The following is a 19,178-nucleotide window of genomic DNA, read 5'->3' as shown; positions in this document are numbered from 1 at the left end:
GGCGTTTCGCGAGGCCTACTACGCCGAGGACTCCCGGCGCCGGCAGCGGACACGGGAGGAATTCGATGCGCGGAGTTGGGAATTCATCGTTGATCCGGCGATCGATGAATGGGCCCGAGCATGGGTCGTCGGAGTACCAGCGACACTGCAGCTCCACCAGATTCGGCGGCACAGCCGGGCAAGAAGCCCCGCCGCCGTCGGTGCTGTCAGCCTCCAAAGATCCGCCACCTCCGCAGTGGCACGTCCGCTGCACACGAACAGCGTTGCGACTCAGGCACATTGCCGAGCACCTGCTCGACATGGCTACCGCATCCGCTGTAGCTGGGCTTGCCGCAGGTGCGACAGGTGATCCGTTGACACATCGTATTCTTCCTTTCGGTTGGAGCAGCTAGATCTGGACCGAGACCTACCGATGTTGTTCGGCAGTGGCATCGCGCCAGGTTCGATAGCCACCATCGAGATTCACCGCTTCCCGCCCGAGCTGAGTCAGCAGCCGCGTGGCGCTGCTCCCACGCTGGCCGACCTGGCAGAACACCAGGACAGACCCATCCGGGATCTCGCTCGCGCGATCGCGTAGTTCATCGAGAGGAATGTTGAGCGAGCCGGGGATCGAACCCGCGGCGAACTCTTCTGGGGTTCGTACGTCGACCGCCTGCGCGCCGGTGGCGATCGCGTCGTCGACTTCGTACCACTGCGCCGTGCGAAGCACGCCTGCGCGGAGGTTGTCGGCTATGTAGCCGAGCATGTTCACCGGGTCCTTCGCGGACCCGAAAGCGGGCGCGTACGCCAGCTCCAAATCCATCAGCCTCGACGCCGTGATACCGCCCGCCATCGCGGTGGCCAGCACGTCGATGCGCTTGTCGATACCCTCACCGCCGACAGCCTGGGCGCCCAGAATCCGGTCGGTTTCAGGATCGACCAGTAGTTTCACCGACATCGCCTGAGCGTCCGGATAATACCCCGCGTGTGAGAGCGGATGCGTGTGTATAACCCGGAACGGGCGACCGGCGGCCCGCAGCCGCTTCTCGCTCCAGCCGGTCGTCGCCGCAGTGAGATCGAATACGCCCAGGATCGCCGCGCCTTGGGCCGGCGGGTCCACGACCGGCAGCCCGGCAATCGCGTCGGCCGCGAGCCGACCCTGGCGATTCGCCGCATTGGCCAGCGGCACCACAGTCGACAGACCGGACACCGCGTCCTTCTTCTCGACCACATCGCCGACCGCGTAGATCCGCGGCACCGACGTCCGCAACTGGTCATCGACCACGATGCCACCACCGGAACCGATGTCGATTCCAGCTGCCCGAGCGAGGCCACTTTCGGGGCGAACGCCGATCGCCATCACCACCAGTTCAGCCGGCACGACCCGCCCGTCAGCAAGTGTGACCGTGTCGGCATCGATACTCGCGACCTCCGCCCCCACTTCCAGATCGATCCCGTGCTTGCGCATTTCGGCGGCAACCGGTCCGGCCATCTCGACATCGAGTGGCCCCAGCACCTGCGCGCCACGTTCGATCACCGTGGTCGCGATTCCCCGGCGCACCAGGTTCTCGGCCAGCTCCACGCCGATGAAACCGGCCCCGACGACCACGGCGGAACGCACGCCGGCCACCGCCTCGGCGATCCGGTCGACATCCTCGATATCCCGCAACACCAGTGCGCGTCCCACGCCCGGCACGGGCGGTACGACCGCTGACGCGCCGGTACTCAGCACCAGCTCATCGAACGATTCGACATACTCCCGGCCCGTGTTCGACTCGTGGACGGTCACTGTCCGCCGGACCGGATCCACCGCGACGACCTCGTGCCGCACTCGCACGTCCAGGCGGAACCGCGCGGCGAGCGCTTCCGGGGTTTGCAGCAGCAGCGATTCCCGTTTCGGGATGACGCCGCCGACGTAGTAGGGCAGCCCACAGTTCGCGAACGAGACATGATCGCCACGCTCGAGAACGACGATCTCGGCCGATTCATTCAGTCGGCGCAAGCGGGTAGCTGCCGACATTCCCCCGGCAACCCCACCAACGATCACAACTCTCATCTCGCGCCTCCTAGCAGTCTCGGCACGGCGTGTGCCACATGCCACTCTTCCCGTTTACATACCCCCGGGGGTATCTTGGTCTCGGTAGTCAATATACCCCCAGGGGTATGAAAGGAAAAGTGATGAGTGACTCTCTGACGGTTTCCCCAGGTCGAAGCCCGGAACCGCCGGGCATATCAGGTGGGGCCCTGGGCCAGCTCGGCGCGACAATGGCCGGACGGTCCAGGATTGTGGTCGGAGTCTGGCTCGTGCTGCTGGTCGCCCTCGGCTCCGCCGCACCGAGCGTGTTCGACTCGCTCGCCGGGGCGGGCTGGCAGGCGAACGGTTCGGAATCAGTGCGTGTACGCGAGCTGGCGCAGCAGCACTTCGGCGGAAATTCGTCGGCGGCGGTGCAGGTCGTCGTCCATTCCGACCTCCACACCGTCGACAGTCCACAGGTTCAGCAGGCGCTCGACGAGATCGGCGACGTGTTCGAGGGCGATGCCCGCTTCGGCGAGATGATCGCGCCGCAGCCCGGGATGTCCATCAGCCCGGACGGACACACCGGCATCCTCATCGCCGGCGCGAACGCCTCCACCGACGACATGGTCAAAGCCGTCGACGAGCACAAGGAAGCGCTCGCCGCGATATCCGGCGACGGAATCGATGTCTACCCGACCGGCGCTTCGGCACTGTGGAGCGACTTCAACAAAGCCAACCACGACGCCATGATCAAGGCCGAGATGTTCTCGTGGCCGGTCACTTTGGCGATCATGGTGCTGGCCTTCGGATCTATGGTCGCCGCCGGGCTGCCATTGCTGCTCACCCTTGCCGGACTGGTCGCGTCCGCGGGTGGGTTGGTTCTGCTGAACCAGGTCACCCCGATCTCGGTGTGGGCGATGAACTTCGCCATGATGTTCGCCCTCGCGCTCGGCATCGACTACGCACTGTTCATCGTTGCGCGTTTCCGTGACGCGCTCATCACAGCACCGAGTTCCAGAGCGGCTGTCGCCGAAACCATGGACACCGCGGGTAAGGCCGTTGTGTTGTCGGGGCTGACGGTTCTGGTCAGCCTGTCGGCCGTGCTGATCGTGCCGGCTCCGGCCGTGCGCACCATGGCCGTCGGCATCATGTTCGCGGTGACGTTCGTCCTGCTGGCCACCATGACGCTGCTGCCGGCGGCACTGGGAGCTCTGGGCAGCAAGGTCAACGCGGGCGCGTTGCCATACGCCAAGCGCCAGCAGCATCGTTCACCGCGATTCGAGGCGTGGGGAAAATTACTGCACGACAAGCCGTGGCCGTTCGCTATCGGCGCGCTGCTCGTGTTGATCGCGCTGTCGGTTCCCGTCATCGGGCTGAAGGTGGCAATGCCCTCGATCCAGGTCGTCCCCACGGACGCACCGGTCCGGCAGGGCTACGAACTCGTGCAGGCGCACATGGGTAAAGGCGCGCCGGGCATGATCCAGATCATCGCCCCGGCCGACGAGGCCATACCGGTCGCCGAGGCCGCCCGGAGCATCGACGGCATCATCATGGTCACCCCCGCTCAGCCCGCGGCCGACGGTAGCGGCCTGGTCATGATGCAGGCACTGCCCGATGTCGACCCTTCGGACGAACGGATGGGCGACATTCTCGACGATCTGCGTGACACCATGCCCGCCGACGCCCTGGCGGGTGGTGCACCCGCCGAGAATCTGGATCTGCAGCACGCCTTGGACAAGTACCTGCCGATCATCGTCGGAATAATCCTGGTACTGGGCTTCGCACTGTTGCTGATCGCGCTCCAGGCGCCGTTGATCGCTGTGTTGGGCACTGTGGTCAGCTTGCTGTCGACCGCTGCCGCGTTCGGGGTCGCCCGCCTGATCTTCCAGGACGGCCATGGCGCGGGCATGCTCGGATTCACTCCGCAAGGATTTCTCGACGGCTGGGGGCCGGTGTTCTTCTTCGCGATGATCTTCGCCATCGCGATGGACTACACGGTGTTCCTGCTGGCAACCGCGAAGGAGCACTACGAACGGTCCGGTGACCCCAAGGTCGCGCAGGTCGACGGGATGGCGCATTCCGGCCGGGTGATCTTCGCCGCCGCGGCGGTCATGGTCGCGGTGTTCTTCACCTTCGCATTCGCCGAGCCGCTGCCGCCCAAGGAGATGGGAATCATCCTCGGCGTGGCGGTGCTGCTCGACGCCTTCGCGGTCCGGCTGGTGCTTCTGCCCGTCCTGCTGCGTTTGACCGGCCATGCCGCGTGGTGGTCGCCCGCCTGGCTGCGCAAGGCCCTCCCCTCCATCAGCTTCGCCCACCACTGAGATCACATCCGCGCGCTCACCACCGGCGAGCCCGCGGATACCCCCAGGGGTATACTTGGGTGAACCAGACGAAAGGCACCACCCATGGTCGGCAACGAAGAGACTATCGCCCAAGTCCTCAACCGCCTTCGCCGCGCGAACGGACAGCTCGCCGGCGTCATCTCGATGATCGAGCAGGGCCGTGACTGCAAGGATGTCGTCACGCAGCTCGCCGCCGTCTCCCGCGCCCTCGACCGCGCCGGATTCAAGATCGTCGCAACCGGCTTGCGGGAATGCCTCACCGGCGACACCGCCGACGGCTCGGAACCGATGACCGAAGCCGAGCTGGAAAAGCTCTTCCTCGCCCTCGCCTGATCACGGAATACACAGGCGAGCATCATGATTGGACCGCAATTCTATGCCGAACCTCCCCAGGCACCACGGCTGGTCGATCGAACGCCTCGTGCCGCTACTCGCAGGCACTTTCGTACTCATCAGCGTCATGCTGGCGGCCACATTCTCGCAGTGGTGGCTGATCTTCACAGGTTTCGTCGGCGCGAACCTACTGTTCTACAGCGCCGTCGGCTGGTGCCCCGCGACGCTGCTGCTCCGCCGAGCCGGCGTTGCGACCACGTCGGCAAGCTGCCCGACACCGCGTCGCTGACGCCGAACATCCACGAACAGAAAGGATCGTGACCATGAGCCTCGCACTGTCCACCACTGTCCACACGACCTTCGATGAAGCCATCGAACTGACTCGGGCCGCCTTGTCCGAGCAAGGATTCGGCATCCTCACCGATATCGACATGAAGGCTACCCTGAAGGCCAAGATCGGCGAGGACATCGAGGACTACCGCATCCTCGGTGCCTGCAATCCACCGCTCGCCCACGCCGCCGTCAGCGCCGACCGGCAGATCGGGCTTCTGCTCCCGTGCAATGTCGTTGTTCGGCGCGACCCGACGAATGAGGATGCCGTCATCATCGAGGCCATGAACCCGGCCATCATGGTCCAGGTCACTGGCGAAGCAGATCTCGTCCCGATCGCCACCGAGGCCGCGACCAAACTGCGTGCGGCGATCGACTCACTGAGTGCCCGCTGACCCGGCCGCGGTCCCACCCGATCCGATCACGGTGACGATATTCGTCGGGTCGTCGTTGCTGTCCGTGTGCTGCGCGGTCATTTCGGGGTCACCGGGGCATAGAATCGACTATTCGGTCGATCCATATTTCGGGGGACGGTAACCAGGAAGGTGACCAATGTCCGTTTCTCGGAACGTTCTGGTGTTCTTCTGCACACTGGGTCTGCTGGCGGCGGCCTGTTCATCGAACGAGACTGCGCAGGATTCCCGATCGGCCTCGGACGCGCCCTCTACGTTCACGAGTGAAGACCCGGTGCAGGCCGAAGCGATCATGAAGATCGTCGACGACTACATGGCGGAAGCTCACCTGAAGTCGGTGATCGTGCGCGTGACGGTCGACGGGAAAGAGATCGTCACCGCAGCCAGGGGCGAGTCCATGACGGGTGTGCCCGCCACCACCGCGATGCATTTCCGCAATGGTGCCGTCGCGATCTCCTACGTCTCGACCTTGCTGTTGATCCTGGCCGACGAGCGGAAACTGAGCCTCGACGACAAGCTCTCGAAATACCTGCCCGCCATTCCCAACGCGGACCGGGTGAATCTGCGCCAACTGGCCCAGATGACCTCGGGCTATCACGATTTCGTGCTCGGGAACTCGAAATTCGCGGAGATCGCCTACGCGGATCCGTACAAGGCGTGGACCACCGAGGAACAACTCGCTCTCGCGATCGACGACCCCCTGTGGTTCGAGCCCGGAACCAACTGGGCCTACGCGCACACCAACTATGTACTCCTCGGCCTGGTGCTGGCGAAGGTCACAGGTAAGTCGCTCGCGGATGCCCTGCAGGAGAAGGTTCTCGGCCCGCTCGACTTGAAGAACACCGAGCCGAACCTCACGCCCTACATCCCCGAGCCCGTCCTGCACTCCTTCACCTCGGAACGCCGCGAGTTCTTCGAATTAGCGCCCGACGTTCCGTTCTACGAGGAATCGACCTACTGGAATCCGTCGTGGACGATCAGCCACGGTGCTATCCAGACGAGCAACATCTACGACCTGGAACGAAGTGCCGTCGCCATCGGCAGCGGCGAATTGCTGTCCGGGGAGTCGTACCGGGCGATGACGACGACGGACCTGCGAGGGAAAACGACAGCAGTCCCCGGTTGCGTCAACTGCCGGGCGCTCGACGACTTCCAGACCTATGGACTCGGCCTGTGGCTCACCGGCGACTGGTCCTACCAGAACCCACTGTTCTACGGCGGTGCCGCGGTCAACGCCTATCTGCCGTCGGAGAAGATCGCGATCGCGGTCGCTGTCACCTACCTGCCCCAAGCGTTCAGCGCGTCGGGCGGCTACTCGAACGGCGGTGACGCACTGTTCCGCAAGATCGGCGCGCACCTCGCCCCGGACGAGGCCCCGCCGGTCAAGAAGGATATTCCGTCGCAGGGCGGGTCGTAGATGGCTGACTGGGACGGCGCGGGCTACGCCCACATCAGTGGACTCCAGCGCGCGATGGCGACGGACGCTGTGGAGTCCGTCTCGCTCGCTGGTGCCGAGGACGTCCTCGACGTGGGTTGTGGCGACGGCTATGTGACTCGCCTGATCGCGGCGCGGGTGCCCGCTGGTTCCGTGCTCGGCATCGACCCGTCGCCGCGGATGATCGAGACCGCACGCACGGCCGACGACCAGCTCACGAATGTCGACTTCGGAGTCGGCGATGTCACGACCATGACCTTCCCCCGCGCCTTCGACCTCGTTGTCTCGTTCAACGCACTGCACTGGGTGCTAGACCAGGACGCCGCCTACCGGCACATCGCCGCGGCACTCGCACCCAGCGGACGGGTGCTCGTGCAATATGTCTGCGGCGGGCCTCGCCCGAGCATCGAGAACGTCGCGATGGCGGTTACCGGCGACGCGCGCTGGTCGACAGCGTTCGCCGGGTTCGCGCCCCCTTACGTGCATATCGACCCCGGCGCGCTGCCCTCGATCGCGGCGAGTGCCGACCTCGCGGTCATCGCGCACTCGGTGACCGACCGGGAATGGGACTTCGGCTCACGCGAGGCCTTCGCCCGATGGTGCACGGTCGGGTTCGCGGACTGGACAGCCAGGGTGCCCGCCGCCGACATCCCCGTTTTCGTGGACGAGGTCGTCGACCGCTACGAAGCCGTCGTCGGCCGGCCAGGACTATTCCGATTCCTGCAGCTGCGGGCCGAGCTGATCGGCGGGCAAGGTGCTTGAACCCGGCGCCTATCGCGCTATTTGCTGAGGGGTGGCTGATTGCACCACCGAGGGTGCCTATCTGCACGCGGGATGCACTCCGAAAATTGGTTCGTAGGTGATCCGGCCCGGATCCACCCGACGAAAGGACCAACCCGATGACTGAGTTGAAACAGCCCACCGAGGTCGACATCGACAAGCTGATGGCGTTCGTCTTCCGGTCGGTCGACGAGATCGGGGCAACTCTGAACACCGCTCTGGTCGTGATGGGCGACAAGCTCGGCTATTACCGAGCCATGGCAGCATCAGGGCCAACGACCCCCAAACGACTCGCCGACGACACCGGCACCACCGAACCGTATGCGCGCGAGTGGCTGAACGCCCAGGCTGCGGGCGCGATCGTCGAGTACGACGCGGCCACCGGGCAGTACACGCTTCCCGCCGAGCAGATCGTCGCGTTCACGGACGAGTCCAGCCCGGCGTATCTGCCAGGGTTCTTCCAGCTGGCTTTGGGCACCATGCAGGACTCCGCCAGGATCATCGAACTGGCTCGTAGGGGGGCAGGGTTCGGCTGGGGCGAGCACAATCACGACGTGCACGAGGGCTGTGAGCGATTCTTCCGGCCGGGCTACAACGCACATCTGGTCGCCGAGTGGCTACCGGCGCTCGATGGTGTGGTTCCCAAGCTCGAGACGGCCGGTACGCGGGTGGCCGACATCGGCTGCGGTTACGGAGCCTCGACAATCATGATGGCCCAGGCGTTTCCGACGGCGTCGTTCGTCGGCTACGACTACCACGCCGACTCCATCACCGAGGCTCGCACTCGAGCGCAGGCCGCGGGCCTCGGCGATCGTGTGCGGTTCGAGGTGGCCTCCGCCGACTCGTTCGCCGGGGACGGTTACGACCTGGTCACCACGTTCGACGCGTTGCACGACATGGGCGACCCGGTGGGCGCGGCGCAGCACGTACGTCGCAGTCTTGCCGACACCGGCACATGGATGGTTGTCGAGCCGATGGCCGGTGACCACGTCCAGGACAACCTCAACCCGGTCGGGCGTGCCTACTACGGGTTCTCGACACTGTTGTGTACTCCCGCCTCGCTCTCGCAGGACGTCGGGCTCGCGCTCGGTACCCAGGCCGGCCCCGCCCGAATCCGGGATGTGGTGACACAGGGCGGATTCACCCGGTTCGCCAAGGTCGCCGAGACACCGTTCAACCAGGTGTTCGAAATCAGACCCTGACCGGTACACGGTCCCGGTTGACTAACCGTGAGGAGACCACGACGCCCGGAGGGGCGCTAACCCTTCGATCCCGAATTCTCGCCGTCCCCGCTTCTGATTGAACTAGTTTCGTCGATCGCGCGCGCCAAACGCGGCACTACCTCGCTGTGGCCGTGCACCGACAAGGCTTGGTTGACGATCAGCCAATCCGGGATGTCGTCACCGTGAACGTACTTGCGGAAACAGTTGTAGATCGCGTAGTAGGCGAACTCGACCGGGTCCGGAAAAGCCACATCGTCGTCTTGCAGCGCGGCCATGGGCTCGAGGTAGCGGCTGCTGACATCCGTGAGATCTACACCGGCCCGAGCCGCACGAAGGGCATGGACCGGAAGCTCGACATCGACGTGGTGCCACATCCCGACAACCGAGTCCCGGTAGCGAAGCGGGGCAGGGTTTCCCCGGGCGAAACCGATCCAGGTCGGCAAGGCGTCCTCACACAGCGATAGGTGAACCTGTCGTCGACGATCAGCTCCCAGTTCGAAGAAGACGTGCCTCGGCATCATGAGCAATTCTAGCGAAACGTCAGGACTCGCCGAGCCGCAACGCTCCGCAGACACACACTCCCACGCTCGCCGACCGCATGTCGTCGCAACCCCGGGTCCTGGACACCGACAGGCAGTTTCGGCCGGTTCAGGGTAGGCGCGAGAAGGTAGGGACTGCCCCGAGTTCTTCGGACCACGTGCGTGATCGCCGGTATCGGCGTGAGCGCCGCTTCCGTTCTGCCAGAGTGCCGTTCAATCCGAAGCCGATCCATGATCACGTGTCGGCGGCGCGAACCCCCGCTTCGACGCGCTTGCCCAACTCGGCATCGACATTGCGCCAGTACTCGAAAACCCGACTCAGCACCGGCTCGCGGACACCATCGAGTACGTGCCCGACGATGTTGTCGACCAGTCGTGCGCGGGCCGCGTCGTCGAGGACCTCGCGGACCAGCGTGCCCGCCTGCGTGAAGTCGCCGTCCTCGGCATGCTCGATGTATCCGGCCCGCACCATCGTCGGGTCGAACTCCCACAGTCCGCCGTCGCCGGCCTGTGACGGATCGGCGTGCGGGCCGCCGTAGGAATTCGGCGCGTAGACCGGGACGTCCGCGGGGTTGTACTCGTGACGCATGGCGCCCTCCTTCGAGTAGGAGTTCACCTCGGCGGCCCTGCTCCGGTTCGGCGGCAGCTGCGCGTAGTTGGTGCCGATGCGATAGCGGTGCGCGTCGGCGTAGGCGAAAACGCGACCGAGCAGCATCTTGTCCGGTGAGAATCCGATGCCGGGGACGATATTGGAGGGCTCGAAGGCGGCCTGCTCGATGTCGACGAAGAAGTTGCCGGGGTTGCGGTCCAGCGTCCACTTGCCGACCTCGATCAGCGGATAGTCCTGCTGCGACCAGACTTTGGTCAGATCGAACGGATTGAACCGGTAGTCCGGCGCATCGGCGAGCGGCATGATCTGAACCTTCACCGTCCAGCTCGGGAACTCGCCGCGTTCGATCGCTTCCCACAGGTCTTTGCGGTGGTGATCGGGGTCCGAACCGGCGAGGGTATCTGCCTGCGCCTGAGTCAGGAACTCGATGCCCTGGTCGGTCTTGAAGTGGTACTTCACCCAGAACCGCTCGCCCTGGGCGTTGATCCACTGGTAGGTGTGTGAACCGAAACCATCCATGTGCCGGTAGGTCTTCGGCAGGCCACGGTCGCCCATCAGCCACGTCACCTGATGTGCGGTCTCGGGGCGCAGCGACCAGAAGTCCCACTGCATGTTGTGGTCGCGAAGTCCGCTGCCGGGCAGGCGTTTCTGCGACCGGATGAAGTCGGGGAACTTGATCGCGTCCTTGATGAAGAAGATCGGAGTGTTGTTGCCGACGAGGTCGTAGACGCCGTCCTCCGTGTAGAACTTCATCGCGAATCCACGCGGGTCGCGCCAGGTGTCAGGGCTGCCCTGCTCACCGGCCACGGTCGAGAAACGGACCAGCGACTCGGTGCGGGCGCCAGGCTGGAACAGCTTGGCCAAGGTGTAGCGGCTGACATCGCCGGTGATCTCCAAGCGCCCGAAGGCGCCCGAGCCCTTGGCGTGCACGATGCGCTCCGGCACCCGTTCGCGGTTGAACTGGGCCAGCTTTTCGATCAGGTAGTGGTCGTGCAGCAGCACTGGTCCCTGGATACCGGCGGTGAGCGATTCGTCATCGCTTTCGACGGCGTTTCCGGTGTTCGTGGTGGTCGGCTTGGTCATCTCGAACCTCCTGGAGCGGGTCGTCAGGGGTGTGTCACGAGGAGCGCACGGTTTGCCGGTTCACTCAGAACGTACACGAACGCAACCTAGGATCAGGTCCACCAGCGACATACAGTTGTCCCGCTCGAGTTCGACCACTACGTGCGGGCCGACGTCACCAACGAGCTGACGAGCGACCGCCCTACCCCGAGTCGATGATGCCGTCGCACCGCTACCTGACGGTGGGCGGTGTCAGTTTCGTGACCGTGCCGAGAAAGCTCGTCACGTACAGCGACTGTGCTTCCCAGCCTGGTCCGGCGCCGAATCGTGCCGACGATGACAGCGGGAGGCCGTCGGCGATCGAACAGGTCTGGCCGGTATCGAGGTCCACCTGCTGGATCCGGCCCGCCGCATTCAGGGCAACGTAGGCCTTCCCGTCGGGCCCGACCGTCAGATCGTCGGCCGAGTTCAACGGCCCGTAGCCCGGAATCACCACCCGCGGACCCGTTTCGGCAGGCTCGGCGTAGTCGACGGCGGCGATCACCGTGGCCGGGTCGAACGTTGTCGACACCACGAGTCGAGCGCGCGCCGGATCGAACGCGAGACCGTTGGTGGACGTAACCCACGGCGCGTACGCCGCCGCGCCGCCGTGTGCTGAGACGCGCGTCATGGGGCCCGTGCCGACGTCCCGGCTGACCACGAAATCTCCGTTCGGCAACTGCGCCAGGCCGTTCGGCATGGTCAACCCGGTGGCGATCGTCGTCACCGCGCCGGTGTCGAGGTCCAGCGCCCGGATGGCCCCGTCCGCGCGGCCGGTCAGCCCGGACGCGGCGCTGTTGCCTGTGGTGAAGTACAGGGTGCCACCCGCGACGAGGATGCCTCCGGGGGCATCGATACCGGCGGCCGCAACGGATTTCGTCCCGTCGGCGGCCAGGCGCTGCAGTGAACCGTCCGTACCGGTGGCGGACGTTTGGGACATCAGGAGGTTTCCGCGCCCGTCGAAGCCGAGGTTCTCGAGGACCCCGTAGTCGGAGGCCACAGTGTGCGCAGTCCAGCGTGGACACGAATCTGTCTGCGCAGCAGCAGAATTCGCGGTGGGTACCATGGCCGCAGAGGTGACCGCCAGCGCGCCGAGCACGCGAGACATCGGGCTAGAGATCTTCATCGAATCTTCCTGGTTCGTCGGAAGCCTCAGGCTATGACGCTACCCCGCACCGCGGTTGCTCGACCGCGTAAGTTACGTGCCATGTCAGCCTCCGGCACCTCTGAACCTGTCGAAGACCTCGTCCTGCCGCGCCGTACCGCCAAGCGCATGATCGGTGGCATCGCCCTGATCCTTGTCGCGATGGTTCTGCTGGTCGGCGGAATCCAGGCGATTGTCGATCCGACCGCCGTGGTCGCCGGGTCTTCACGCACCGGGCGCAGTCCGGACACCGACACCGAGGCGAAGATCAGCGGGTTGCTGCTGTGCTTCTTCGGAATCACAGTGTTCGGTTTCGGCGTCGGCCTGTTCACCAGCAAGAAGGCGCCGAAGGGATCAGCCGTCGCGCGAACGCTTGGGCCGCAAGCGGCGCAGGACAGCGCGTAAGGCGTCGGTTTCGTCGTCGGTGATCTGTTCGACGAAATGCGCCAGGACGAGGTCGGATCGGGTTCCGTCGAGTGCTTGGCGCATGAGTTGGGCGCTGTACTCCTCGCGGGTCAGTGTCGGCCAGTACAGGTAGGCCTTGCCGTCACGTTTGCGATCGAGCCAGCCTTTTCGATGCAGGTTGTCCATCGTCGACATCACGGTGGTGTAGGCGATCTCGCGTTCGAGCCGCAAGCTCTCGTAGATGTCCCGGACGGTGAAGTCCTCCTCGGAGGCCCAGCCTCGATCCATGATGACGGCTTCGAGGTCGCCGAACCTGTGCGCCACGACTTCCTCCTCACCAGACAATTCAACCTACGTAGTGACATCGTAGATCAGCCGTCTGGGGGATGTCACTCCGGTGGCGAATCGGACAGACTGCGGATCAGTCCAGGTAGGACAGGACTGCGATCATCCCGGATTCGCCCCAGTTCCCCGAGAGATTGCCGCTGCAGGCATGTGCGCCTGACCACCCGGCTTATACTATGTACGTACCGAGATAGTAGATTGGCTGGAGCGGATGTCAACCAGTCCGGTCCTACATAGGTCGCAGATCCCGAAACCTGTTAGTACCCACTAGATTTGATAAGGAGGACGAATGATGCGTGAACCAGCGGCACAGCATTCGTCCGCCTTGGACCATCAACGAACTAGACCCGTACGTACTTCAACAGTTTTTCGTGTAACTGGCGTGCCGGGATGGCATGTTCCGTTACGGTGCCGTTACCATCGGGCCGCAGTGAAACTCTTCGTTCGGTTGCGACACAGTGGCTGGCCGGCCGCGCTACTGATGGCGGCGCTGCTCATGATCCCCGCAATCGATTGCTCACTGGTCCGCGAGCACACCCACGCCGACGGTCAGCACGCCACGGCCGCATCGCATTCGACAACCGGCAGCCACGACATCCTCGATGCCATCACGGCCGCGCACTGCGATGTAGACACCGCCCACTGCACGACCGCGGCGATCCCACCCGGCGTCGTCTCGCTCACGCTCTCGGCACTGTTGCTCGCCGCGGTCACCGCGGTGACGTCCGCGATACCCACACCGCCCGCCGGCGGAGTCGGAGTCCGTGGACCGCCCGGACGCCCGCGCTCGCCCTACGGGCGCACCATCCTCGCTCTGCACTGCATCGCCCGACGCTGACCGGTCAGCGCCAGGCCGACCATCCGGGTCGGCCGGGGACCGCTGTCCATCGTCGTGGCGCGCCGCCGATCGCGGCCGCTGATGCAGAAAGAGACAACCACCGTGAACAAGGTCCTGCTCACCAAGAAGCCCGACCACTCCCCTCGCCCGCTCGGCGCGCCTGATGCCGCGCGCGCCCCACGTGGGCTGGTCGGCAATACGCCGGTGCTGTGGATCGGCGAGCCGCTCGCCGGCGCGGGTCGCGGATTCTGGGCCAAGCTCGAGGGATTCAACCCCGGCGGCATGAAGGACCGGCCCGCGCTGCACATGGTGCGACGCGCCCGTGAGCGCGGGGACCTGTGTCCGGGTGCCCGCATCGTCGAGTCCACCAGCGGCACACTCGGACTCGGTCTCGCCCTGGCCGGATTGGTGTACCAGCACCCGGTGACCGTGGTGACCGACCCCGGGCTGGAACCGATCGTGGCCAAGATGCTGGCGGCGTACGGCGCTCAGGTCGACCTCGTGTCCGAACCGCACCCGACCGGAGGCTGGCAGCAGGCCCGTCGCGACCGCGTGACACAGCTGCTGGCGATGGAACCTGACGCGTGGTGCCCTGACCAGTACAGCAACCCGGACAATGTCGACGGCTACGAATCGCTGGCACTGGAACTGATCGAACAGCTCGGCGACGTCGATGTGCTGGTGTGCGCGGTCGGCACCGGCGGCCACTCCGCCGGCGTCGCGCGCGTGCTGCGCAGCTTCAACCCGGCGATGAAGCTCGTCGGCGTCGACACTGTCGCCTCGACGATCTTCGGCCAGCCCGCCGGACCACGTTTGATGCGCGGCCTCGGTTCGAGCATCTTCCCCGCCAACGTCGACTACGCCGCCTTCGACGAAGTCCACTGGGTAGCTCCCGCCGAAGCTGTCTGGGCTGCAAGAACATTGGCATCGACACACCACGCCACTGGCGGATGGAGTGTCGGCGCGGTCGCCCTGGTAGCGGGTTGGGTCGCCCGGGTCGGCGCCGCGGGCACCCGCATCGCCGCCGTCTTCCCAGACGGGCCACACCGTTACTTCGACACCATCTACAACGACACCTACTGCGCCGAACACGGGCTGCTCGACACCACGCCACCGATCGAGCCCGATACGATCGCGCACCCAGGCGACCGCGTCGTGCAGCACTGGACGCGATGTGCGGAAGTTCCGTCACCGTTGTCATGGGCGGTCGGGGAGCTCGCTTCATGAGCGTCTTCACCAAGTTCGCCGGTTTCGATCGACCGGCCCAGCTGTTGATGGTCAACCAGTTCGGCATCAACCTCGGCTTCTACATGTTGATGCCCTATCTCGCGGGCTACCTCGCCGGGCCGCTCGGGCTGGCCGCGTGGGCGGTCGGACTGGTGTTGGGCGTGCGCAACTTCTCCCAGCAGGGCATGTTCCTGATCGGCGGCACACTCGCCGACCGGCTCGGCTACAAGCCACTCATCGTCGCGGGATGTCTGCTGCGCACGGGTGGCTTCGCGCTGCTGGTGTTCGCGAATTCGCTACCGGGGGTGCTGATCGCTTCGGCGGCAACCGGTTTCGCCGGTGCGCTGTTCAATCCCGCGGTACGCGCGTATCTGGCCGCCGACGCCGGTGAACGCCGGGTCGAGGCCTTCGCCGTGTTCAACATGTTCTACCAAGCGGGCATCCTGGCGGGCCCGCTGGTGGGACTGGCTTTGATGACGGTCGATTTCCGGGTCACCGCGGGCGTGGCCGCGATCGTGTTCGCCGCGTTGACCGTCGCCCAACTGTTCGCGCTCCCCGCCCGCCGAGCCGACACCTCGACCGGGCAGACCTCGGTGCTCGACGACTGGCGCACCGTGGTGTCCAATCGCCGCTTCCTGGCGTTCTCGGTGGCCATGATCGGGTCCTACGTCCTGTCCTTCCAGGTCTATCTGGCGTTGCCCCTGCAAGCGGAGTTCATCGCGGGCGCGCGATCTCAGGCGCTGGTGTCGGCGTTGTTCGTCGTCTCCGGTGTGGTCGCGGTCGCGGGCCAGCTCCGGATCACCGCCTGGCTGCGGGCCCGGTGGGGACCAGGGCGCAGCCTCGTCGCCGGCATGACAGTTCTCGCGGTGTCGTTCGTCCCGCTGATCGCGGTACCGGGCGCTGCTCGGTTCGGGACGATCGCCGCCGTCGCCGCCTTGCTGATCACCACGACACTGCTGGCGATCGGCACGGCCGCAGTGTTCCCGTTCGAGATGGACACCGTGGTCTCGCTGTCCGGGGACCGACTCGTCGCCACACACTACGGGTTCTACAACACCGTCGTCGGCGTCGGCATCCTCATCGGCAACCTCGCCACCGGGGCCATTGTCGGCGCGGCCCGCGAGGCCGGAATCGACTGGGTGGTCTGGGCAGGACTGACCGCGATCGGTGCGATCTCCGCCTTCGCACTCCTGCGCCTCGCACGCGCCGACGACACGGCGGCACACCGCGACGGGCGACACCGACTCCCACCGGGCCGCCACCGGCTCGAGGAGCGGACGGCTCCAGCACGAAGCACCTAGAGCGTGCATACTCCGAGCCCCGCGGCCGCCGCGAACATGGCGAGCATCGGACCGGCGAAAAACGCGGCGGTGGTCAGTGCCGAGACGGTCACCGACATCGAGCGGGCGGCGGGATAGGGCGCCGACAACCGGAACACCCGGTCGGCGAGCCCGACCTCTGGCGCACCGAACGCGCTCGGGGTGCGCGTCCCGGCCAGCGCCAGCAACGCCTCCCGGACGATCTTCGGTCCGTGCAGCGACGCGGCCGCGTCGTCTGCCGACATCTCGACCAGCCGGGCGACCTGAGCGGCACCGGTCACGAACAGATCGATCCGCGGCAGCACCGCGGCCAGCGCCCGGGTCACCGCGAGAAGAACATAATGGCGACCGGTCAGATGCGCGCGTTCGTGGGCCATGACGGCCTCGAGGTGCTCGTCGTCGAGCGCTGCCACGATGCCCTGCGTGAGCACGATGGTGTCCGGGTTTCCGGCCACCGAGTAGGCCGCGGGTTCGGGGTGATCGATGACGACGGCGTCGTGGCGAGCGTGCGGCCGTCCGATGATCCTCGCCGCGTTCGCGTGGCTGTGCGTGGCCGAACGGGCCCGCGCCAGCGCCGTTCCCAGACGCGAGGCGAGCACGCCGACGGCGACGACGCCGAAACCGATCAACATCAGCAATCCGACCTGCACCACCGCGCCGTGGACACCGATCGCCGCGTCATGGAGCTGAGTGAAGCACCTGCTCAAACTCAGATGCTCGTCGGACAGCAGGTCCCGACCGATATCGACGATGACGAAGGCGGCCGCGGCGACCCATGACACCAGGACCGACCCGATCGCACTGGTCCAAGCGATCAGTCCGAGACGGGGATTGCGTCCGCTACCGGTCGAACCGCTCAGCACCGGTGGTGCGAGGACCAGGACACCCAGGCTGTAGACGAGCAGACAGATCGCGCTGCTCACTGTCGACCCGCTCCCGACGCGAGTTGCGCGATCATCGGCGCCTTGGCTGCGGGCACGGGAGACTCCTCTGCCGAATCCGGATCGGTTGGGGCTGCGGGATTACAGCTCGGCGACATTCTATCGGCGCGCGCCGAGAGCAGATCTTGCTGTGCTGTGCGGTCGCCCCTGGTGGGCGACGGCTCGTGGCGTCGCCCACCCTCCTGCCACCGAGGTCGGTGCCGGATCCCGCGGTCACCGATCAGGCTGGGAGCTCCACGCTCGTGGATCGTGCGGCGATGGCTCGCTTCAGCCGGATCAGATCCTTCGGCGCGTTCACCGCGACGGCACCGACGAGAACGTCGCGGGCGGTGAACGCGACCACGAGTCGGTCGTCAGCCGACTCGTCGACGAGCACGTGTTCATCGTCTGCGAGGGCGGGTAGACCCGCGACCTGAATGCGGGCACCGTGGATATGAGTCGCGAACGAGGGCACTGCGGCATAGGTCGCGGCCTCGGCCGGACCGGCCAGCAGGTTGCGTGCGGCGAGCGCTCCCTGTTCGTTGGCGTTGGCCCAGTGCTCGACTCGAACCAGCGCACCGTCGTAGAGCGGGTGCGCCCACCGGGCGACATCCCCGGCCGCGACGACCGACGATCCGCCCTCGGCGAACAGCGAACCGGTGCACACGACTCCGCTGTCGAGCTTCAGCCCACTCGCGCGCAGCCAGCCGGTATTCGGTTCGACACCGGTGCCCGCGACGACGACCTCGGTCGGAATTCTGCGACCGTCACTCAACAGCACTGCGGTAGCCCGACTTTCACCGTCGAAGCCGAGCGCACGGACTCCGGAAGCGAGTTCGACGCCGTGTCGCGCATGGTGCCCACTCAGCCACCGCGCGCCGGTCATCCCCAAGGTCGCGGCCATGGGGTGGACCCCGGCGTCGACCAGGGTGACCGGGATTCCCTGCCGCCGAGCGGTGGACGCCACTTCGCTGCCGATGAAGCCGCCGCCGATCACGGTGACATGAGCGGGCCCGGCCGCCAGCTCGGCGCGCAAGGCGAGTGCGTCGTCGACTGTTCGAAGGCTGTGCACGCCTGCGGGATGCGTGCTGAAGCGGCGCGGGCTCGCACCGGTTGCCACGACGAGTCCATCGAACGCGACCTCGGAGCCGTCGTCGAGGACGACCACTTGCTCGTCGGCGCGCAGGCCAATGGCTCGCCTATCGCGCAGCCAGTCACTGTCGAGTTGTTCCGCGCCGGGCAGGGTGATGTCGTCGTCGCCGCCGTCCAGGACGCTCTTCGACAGCGGCGGCCGATTGTAAGGGGCGTGGTTCTCCTCGCCGATCAAGGTGATGTCACCGGCGAAGTTCTCAGCGCGCAGCGCCTGTACCGCGCGCAGACCAGCCAGCGAAGCTCCGACGACAACGATCCGATTCAGCTTTGTCATGCCGCCACCATACATACCCATTGGGGGTACCGGTAAATCTAAATACGGATACCCCCTAGGGGTTTACATCGCGTCGCGGTTGTCGTATCGTCTGTTTCTCGGAAAGCCCCTGAGACAACAAGGAGAAACCCGGTCATGAGCACCAACAACAGCACCAGCACCTACGTCGTTTCGGGCATGTCGTGCGGCAGCTGCGTCGGCAAGGTCAAGTCCGAAATCGGCAAGCTCACCGGCATCAACGGCGTGGACATCGAACTCGCCACCGGCCGGATGACCGTCATCGGCGCCGGCCCGATCGACGACGCGCTGATCCAGGACACCGTCGAAAACCTCGGCTACGAGCTCGTCCAGAACTGACTAAGTGGTCACGCCCGTAAGTCGTTCGGGGGTCAGTGTCCGAGGTAGAGATCGCAGGCGCAGTCAAGGGCTTCCTGGGGGCTGCCTGCGGTGAA

The 19,178-nt window shown here is 65.7% G+C and carries 19 protein-coding genes; 12 read left to right on the top strand and 7 right to left on the bottom strand.

The genetic code is table 11. The annotated features are described in order from the left end of the window. Positions 1 to 406 precede the first annotated feature (406 nt). The gene (locus ACFXKN_RS30910) at positions 407 to 2,035 is read right to left on the bottom strand and encodes an FAD-dependent oxidoreductase (RefSeq protein ID WP_379434365.1); all 1,629 of its coding nucleotides are present in this window, start codon (positions 2,033 to 2,035) and stop codon (positions 407 to 409) included. A gap of 122 nt (positions 2,036 to 2,157) precedes the next feature. Here ACFXKN_RS30910 and ACFXKN_RS30905 point away from each other — a divergent pair, with 122 nt between their 5' ends. From ACFXKN_RS30905 to ACFXKN_RS30875, 7 genes are all read left to right on the top strand, one after another. Next, positions 2,158 to 4,317: an MMPL family transporter gene (locus tag ACFXKN_RS30905; protein WP_379434363.1), complete on the top strand. Its 2,160-nt coding sequence runs from the start codon at positions 2,158 to 2,160 to the stop codon at positions 4,315 to 4,317. Between the two features lie 84 nt (positions 4,318 to 4,401). After that, on the top strand, positions 4,402 to 4,671 hold the full coding sequence (locus tag ACFXKN_RS30900; protein WP_189027774.1) for a metal-sensitive transcriptional regulator: 270 nt from the start codon (positions 4,402 to 4,404) through the stop codon (positions 4,669 to 4,671). A gap of 43 nt (positions 4,672 to 4,714) precedes the next feature. After that, positions 4,715 to 4,960 carry a DUF2892 domain-containing protein gene (locus ACFXKN_RS30895; RefSeq protein ID WP_379434361.1) on the top strand — a complete coding sequence of 82 codons (246 nt, stop codon included), beginning with the start codon at positions 4,715 to 4,717 and terminating at the stop codon, positions 4,958 to 4,960. Positions 4,961 to 4,994: 34 nt separating this feature from the next. Next, a complete protein-coding gene (locus ACFXKN_RS30890) occupies positions 4,995 to 5,396 on the top strand; it encodes a DUF302 domain-containing protein (protein ID WP_378968998.1) in 402 nt (133 codons plus the stop codon). Positions 5,397 to 5,553: 157 nt separating this feature from the next. Continuing rightward, a complete protein-coding gene (locus tag ACFXKN_RS30885; protein WP_379434359.1) occupies positions 5,554 to 6,831 on the top strand; it encodes a serine hydrolase domain-containing protein in 1,278 nt (425 codons plus the stop codon). After that, the gene (locus tag ACFXKN_RS30880) at positions 6,832 to 7,611 is read left to right on the top strand and encodes a class I SAM-dependent methyltransferase (RefSeq protein WP_379434357.1); all 780 of its coding nucleotides are present in this window, start codon (positions 6,832 to 6,834) and stop codon (positions 7,609 to 7,611) included. Positions 7,612 to 7,748: 137 nt separating this feature from the next. Next, positions 7,749 to 8,831: a class I SAM-dependent methyltransferase gene (locus ACFXKN_RS30875; protein WP_379434355.1), complete on the top strand. Its 1,083-nt coding sequence runs from the start codon at positions 7,749 to 7,751 to the stop codon at positions 8,829 to 8,831. A gap of 56 nt (positions 8,832 to 8,887) precedes the next feature. Here ACFXKN_RS30875 and ACFXKN_RS30870 read toward each other — a convergent pair whose 3' ends face one another. From ACFXKN_RS30870 to ACFXKN_RS30860, 3 genes are all read right to left on the bottom strand, one after another. Further along, on the bottom strand, positions 8,888 to 9,370 hold the full coding sequence (locus ACFXKN_RS30870; protein ID WP_379434353.1) for a hypothetical protein: 483 nt from the start codon (positions 9,368 to 9,370) through the stop codon (positions 8,888 to 8,890). 256 nt (positions 9,371 to 9,626) lie between these two features. Beyond that, on the bottom strand, positions 9,627 to 11,084 hold the full coding sequence (locus tag ACFXKN_RS30865) for a catalase (RefSeq protein ID WP_379434351.1): 1,458 nt from the start codon (positions 11,082 to 11,084) through the stop codon (positions 9,627 to 9,629). Positions 11,085 to 11,295: 211 nt separating this feature from the next. Next, a complete protein-coding gene (locus tag ACFXKN_RS30860) occupies positions 11,296 to 12,228 on the bottom strand; it encodes an SMP-30/gluconolactonase/LRE family protein (RefSeq protein WP_378968959.1) in 933 nt (310 codons plus the stop codon). A gap of 81 nt (positions 12,229 to 12,309) precedes the next feature. Here ACFXKN_RS30860 and ACFXKN_RS30855 point away from each other — a divergent pair, with 81 nt between their 5' ends. Beyond that, positions 12,310 to 12,651 (top strand): hypothetical protein, encoded by a 342-nt coding sequence (locus ACFXKN_RS30855; RefSeq protein WP_379434349.1) that lies wholly within the window; start codon positions 12,310 to 12,312, stop codon positions 12,649 to 12,651. On the opposite strand, the gene ACFXKN_RS30850 is transcribed toward ACFXKN_RS30855, so the two are convergent. Beyond that, the gene (locus tag ACFXKN_RS30850) at positions 12,601 to 12,939 is read right to left on the bottom strand and encodes a BlaI/MecI/CopY family transcriptional regulator (protein ID WP_379434385.1); all 339 of its coding nucleotides are present in this window, start codon (positions 12,937 to 12,939) and stop codon (positions 12,601 to 12,603) included. The genes ACFXKN_RS30855 and ACFXKN_RS30850 overlap by 51 nt on opposite strands. Positions 12,940 to 13,426: 487 nt before the next feature. On the opposite strand from ACFXKN_RS30850, the gene ACFXKN_RS30845 reads away from it, so the two are divergent. The 3 genes from ACFXKN_RS30845 to ACFXKN_RS30835 all read left to right on the top strand — a co-directional run bounded on the left by ACFXKN_RS30845 (position 13,427) and on the right by ACFXKN_RS30835 (position 16,362). Next, complete coding sequence (locus ACFXKN_RS30845; protein ID WP_379434347.1) at positions 13,427 to 13,834, top strand: hypothetical protein; 408 nt, start codon at positions 13,427 to 13,429, stop codon at positions 13,832 to 13,834. A gap of 81 nt (positions 13,835 to 13,915) precedes the next feature. Beyond that, positions 13,916 to 15,061, top strand: a complete 1,146-nt coding sequence (locus tag ACFXKN_RS30840; protein WP_378968945.1) for a PLP-dependent cysteine synthase family protein — start codon at positions 13,916 to 13,918, stop codon at positions 15,059 to 15,061. Further along, positions 15,058 to 16,362 (top strand): MFS transporter, encoded by a 1,305-nt coding sequence (locus ACFXKN_RS30835; protein ID WP_379434345.1) that lies wholly within the window; start codon positions 15,058 to 15,060, stop codon positions 16,360 to 16,362. The genes ACFXKN_RS30840 and ACFXKN_RS30835 overlap by 4 nt, the downstream gene beginning before the upstream one ends. Here ACFXKN_RS30835 and ACFXKN_RS30830 read toward each other — a convergent pair. Both ACFXKN_RS30830 and ACFXKN_RS30825 read right to left on the bottom strand, forming a co-directional pair. Continuing rightward, the gene (locus tag ACFXKN_RS30830; protein ID WP_378968931.1) at positions 16,359 to 17,303 is read right to left on the bottom strand and encodes a M56 family metallopeptidase; all 945 of its coding nucleotides are present in this window, start codon (positions 17,301 to 17,303) and stop codon (positions 16,359 to 16,361) included. The two genes, ACFXKN_RS30835 and ACFXKN_RS30830, sit on opposite strands and share 4 nt — an antisense overlap. Positions 17,304 to 17,541: 238 nt before the next feature. Then, complete coding sequence (locus ACFXKN_RS30825; protein WP_378968922.1) at positions 17,542 to 18,726, bottom strand: NAD(P)/FAD-dependent oxidoreductase; 1,185 nt, start codon at positions 18,724 to 18,726, stop codon at positions 17,542 to 17,544. A 135-nt stretch (positions 18,727 to 18,861) separates the two neighbouring features. Here ACFXKN_RS30825 and ACFXKN_RS30820 point away from each other — a divergent pair, with 135 nt between their 5' ends. After that, on the top strand, positions 18,862 to 19,083 hold the full coding sequence (locus ACFXKN_RS30820) for a heavy-metal-associated domain-containing protein (RefSeq protein WP_378968915.1): 222 nt from the start codon (positions 18,862 to 18,864) through the stop codon (positions 19,081 to 19,083). Positions 19,084 to 19,178 lie beyond the last annotated feature (95 nt).

This window comes from Nocardia sp. NPDC059195 (assembly GCF_042754695.1).
Classification (GTDB): domain Bacteria; phylum Actinomycetota; class Actinomycetes; order Mycobacteriales; family Mycobacteriaceae; genus Nocardia.
Note: the sequence above shows the minus strand (reverse complement) of the source record. Positions and strands in the feature narration are given on the sequence as shown.

Coding starts and splice junctions, on each gene's coding strand:
- ACFXKN_RS30910 (WP_379434365.1), bottom strand. CDS start 2,035: ATGAGAGTTGTGATCGTTGGTGGGGTTGCCGGGGGAATGTCGGCAGCT.
- ACFXKN_RS30905 (WP_379434363.1), top strand. CDS start 2,158: ATGAGTGACTCTCTGACGGTTTCCCCAGGTCGAAGCCCGGAACCGCCG.
- ACFXKN_RS30900 (WP_189027774.1), top strand. CDS start 4,402: ATGGTCGGCAACGAAGAGACTATCGCCCAAGTCCTCAACCGCCTTCGC.
- ACFXKN_RS30895 (WP_379434361.1), top strand. CDS start 4,715: ATGCCGAACCTCCCCAGGCACCACGGCTGGTCGATCGAACGCCTCGTG.
- ACFXKN_RS30890 (WP_378968998.1), top strand. CDS start 4,995: ATGAGCCTCGCACTGTCCACCACTGTCCACACGACCTTCGATGAAGCC.
- ACFXKN_RS30885 (WP_379434359.1), top strand. CDS start 5,554: ATGTCCGTTTCTCGGAACGTTCTGGTGTTCTTCTGCACACTGGGTCTG.
- ACFXKN_RS30880 (WP_379434357.1), top strand. CDS start 6,832: ATGGCTGACTGGGACGGCGCGGGCTACGCCCACATCAGTGGACTCCAG.
- ACFXKN_RS30875 (WP_379434355.1), top strand. CDS start 7,749: ATGACTGAGTTGAAACAGCCCACCGAGGTCGACATCGACAAGCTGATG.
- ACFXKN_RS30870 (WP_379434353.1), bottom strand. CDS start 9,370: ATGCCGAGGCACGTCTTCTTCGAACTGGGAGCTGATCGTCGACGACAG.
- ACFXKN_RS30865 (WP_379434351.1), bottom strand. CDS start 11,084: ATGACCAAGCCGACCACCACGAACACCGGAAACGCCGTCGAAAGCGAT.
- ACFXKN_RS30860 (WP_378968959.1), bottom strand. CDS start 12,228: ATGAAGATCTCTAGCCCGATGTCTCGCGTGCTCGGCGCGCTGGCGGTC.
- ACFXKN_RS30855 (WP_379434349.1), top strand. CDS start 12,310: ATGTCAGCCTCCGGCACCTCTGAACCTGTCGAAGACCTCGTCCTGCCG.
- ACFXKN_RS30850 (WP_379434385.1), bottom strand. CDS start 12,939: ATGGATCGAGGCTGGGCCTCCGAGGAGGACTTCACCGTCCGGGACATC.
- ACFXKN_RS30840 (WP_378968945.1), top strand. CDS start 13,916: ATGCAGAAAGAGACAACCACCGTGAACAAGGTCCTGCTCACCAAGAAG.
- ACFXKN_RS30835 (WP_379434345.1), top strand. CDS start 15,058: ATGAGCGTCTTCACCAAGTTCGCCGGTTTCGATCGACCGGCCCAGCTG.
- ACFXKN_RS30825 (WP_378968922.1), bottom strand. CDS start 18,726: ATGACAAAGCTGAATCGGATCGTTGTCGTCGGAGCTTCGCTGGCTGGT.
- ACFXKN_RS30820 (WP_378968915.1), top strand. CDS start 18,862: ATGAGCACCAACAACAGCACCAGCACCTACGTCGTTTCGGGCATGTCG.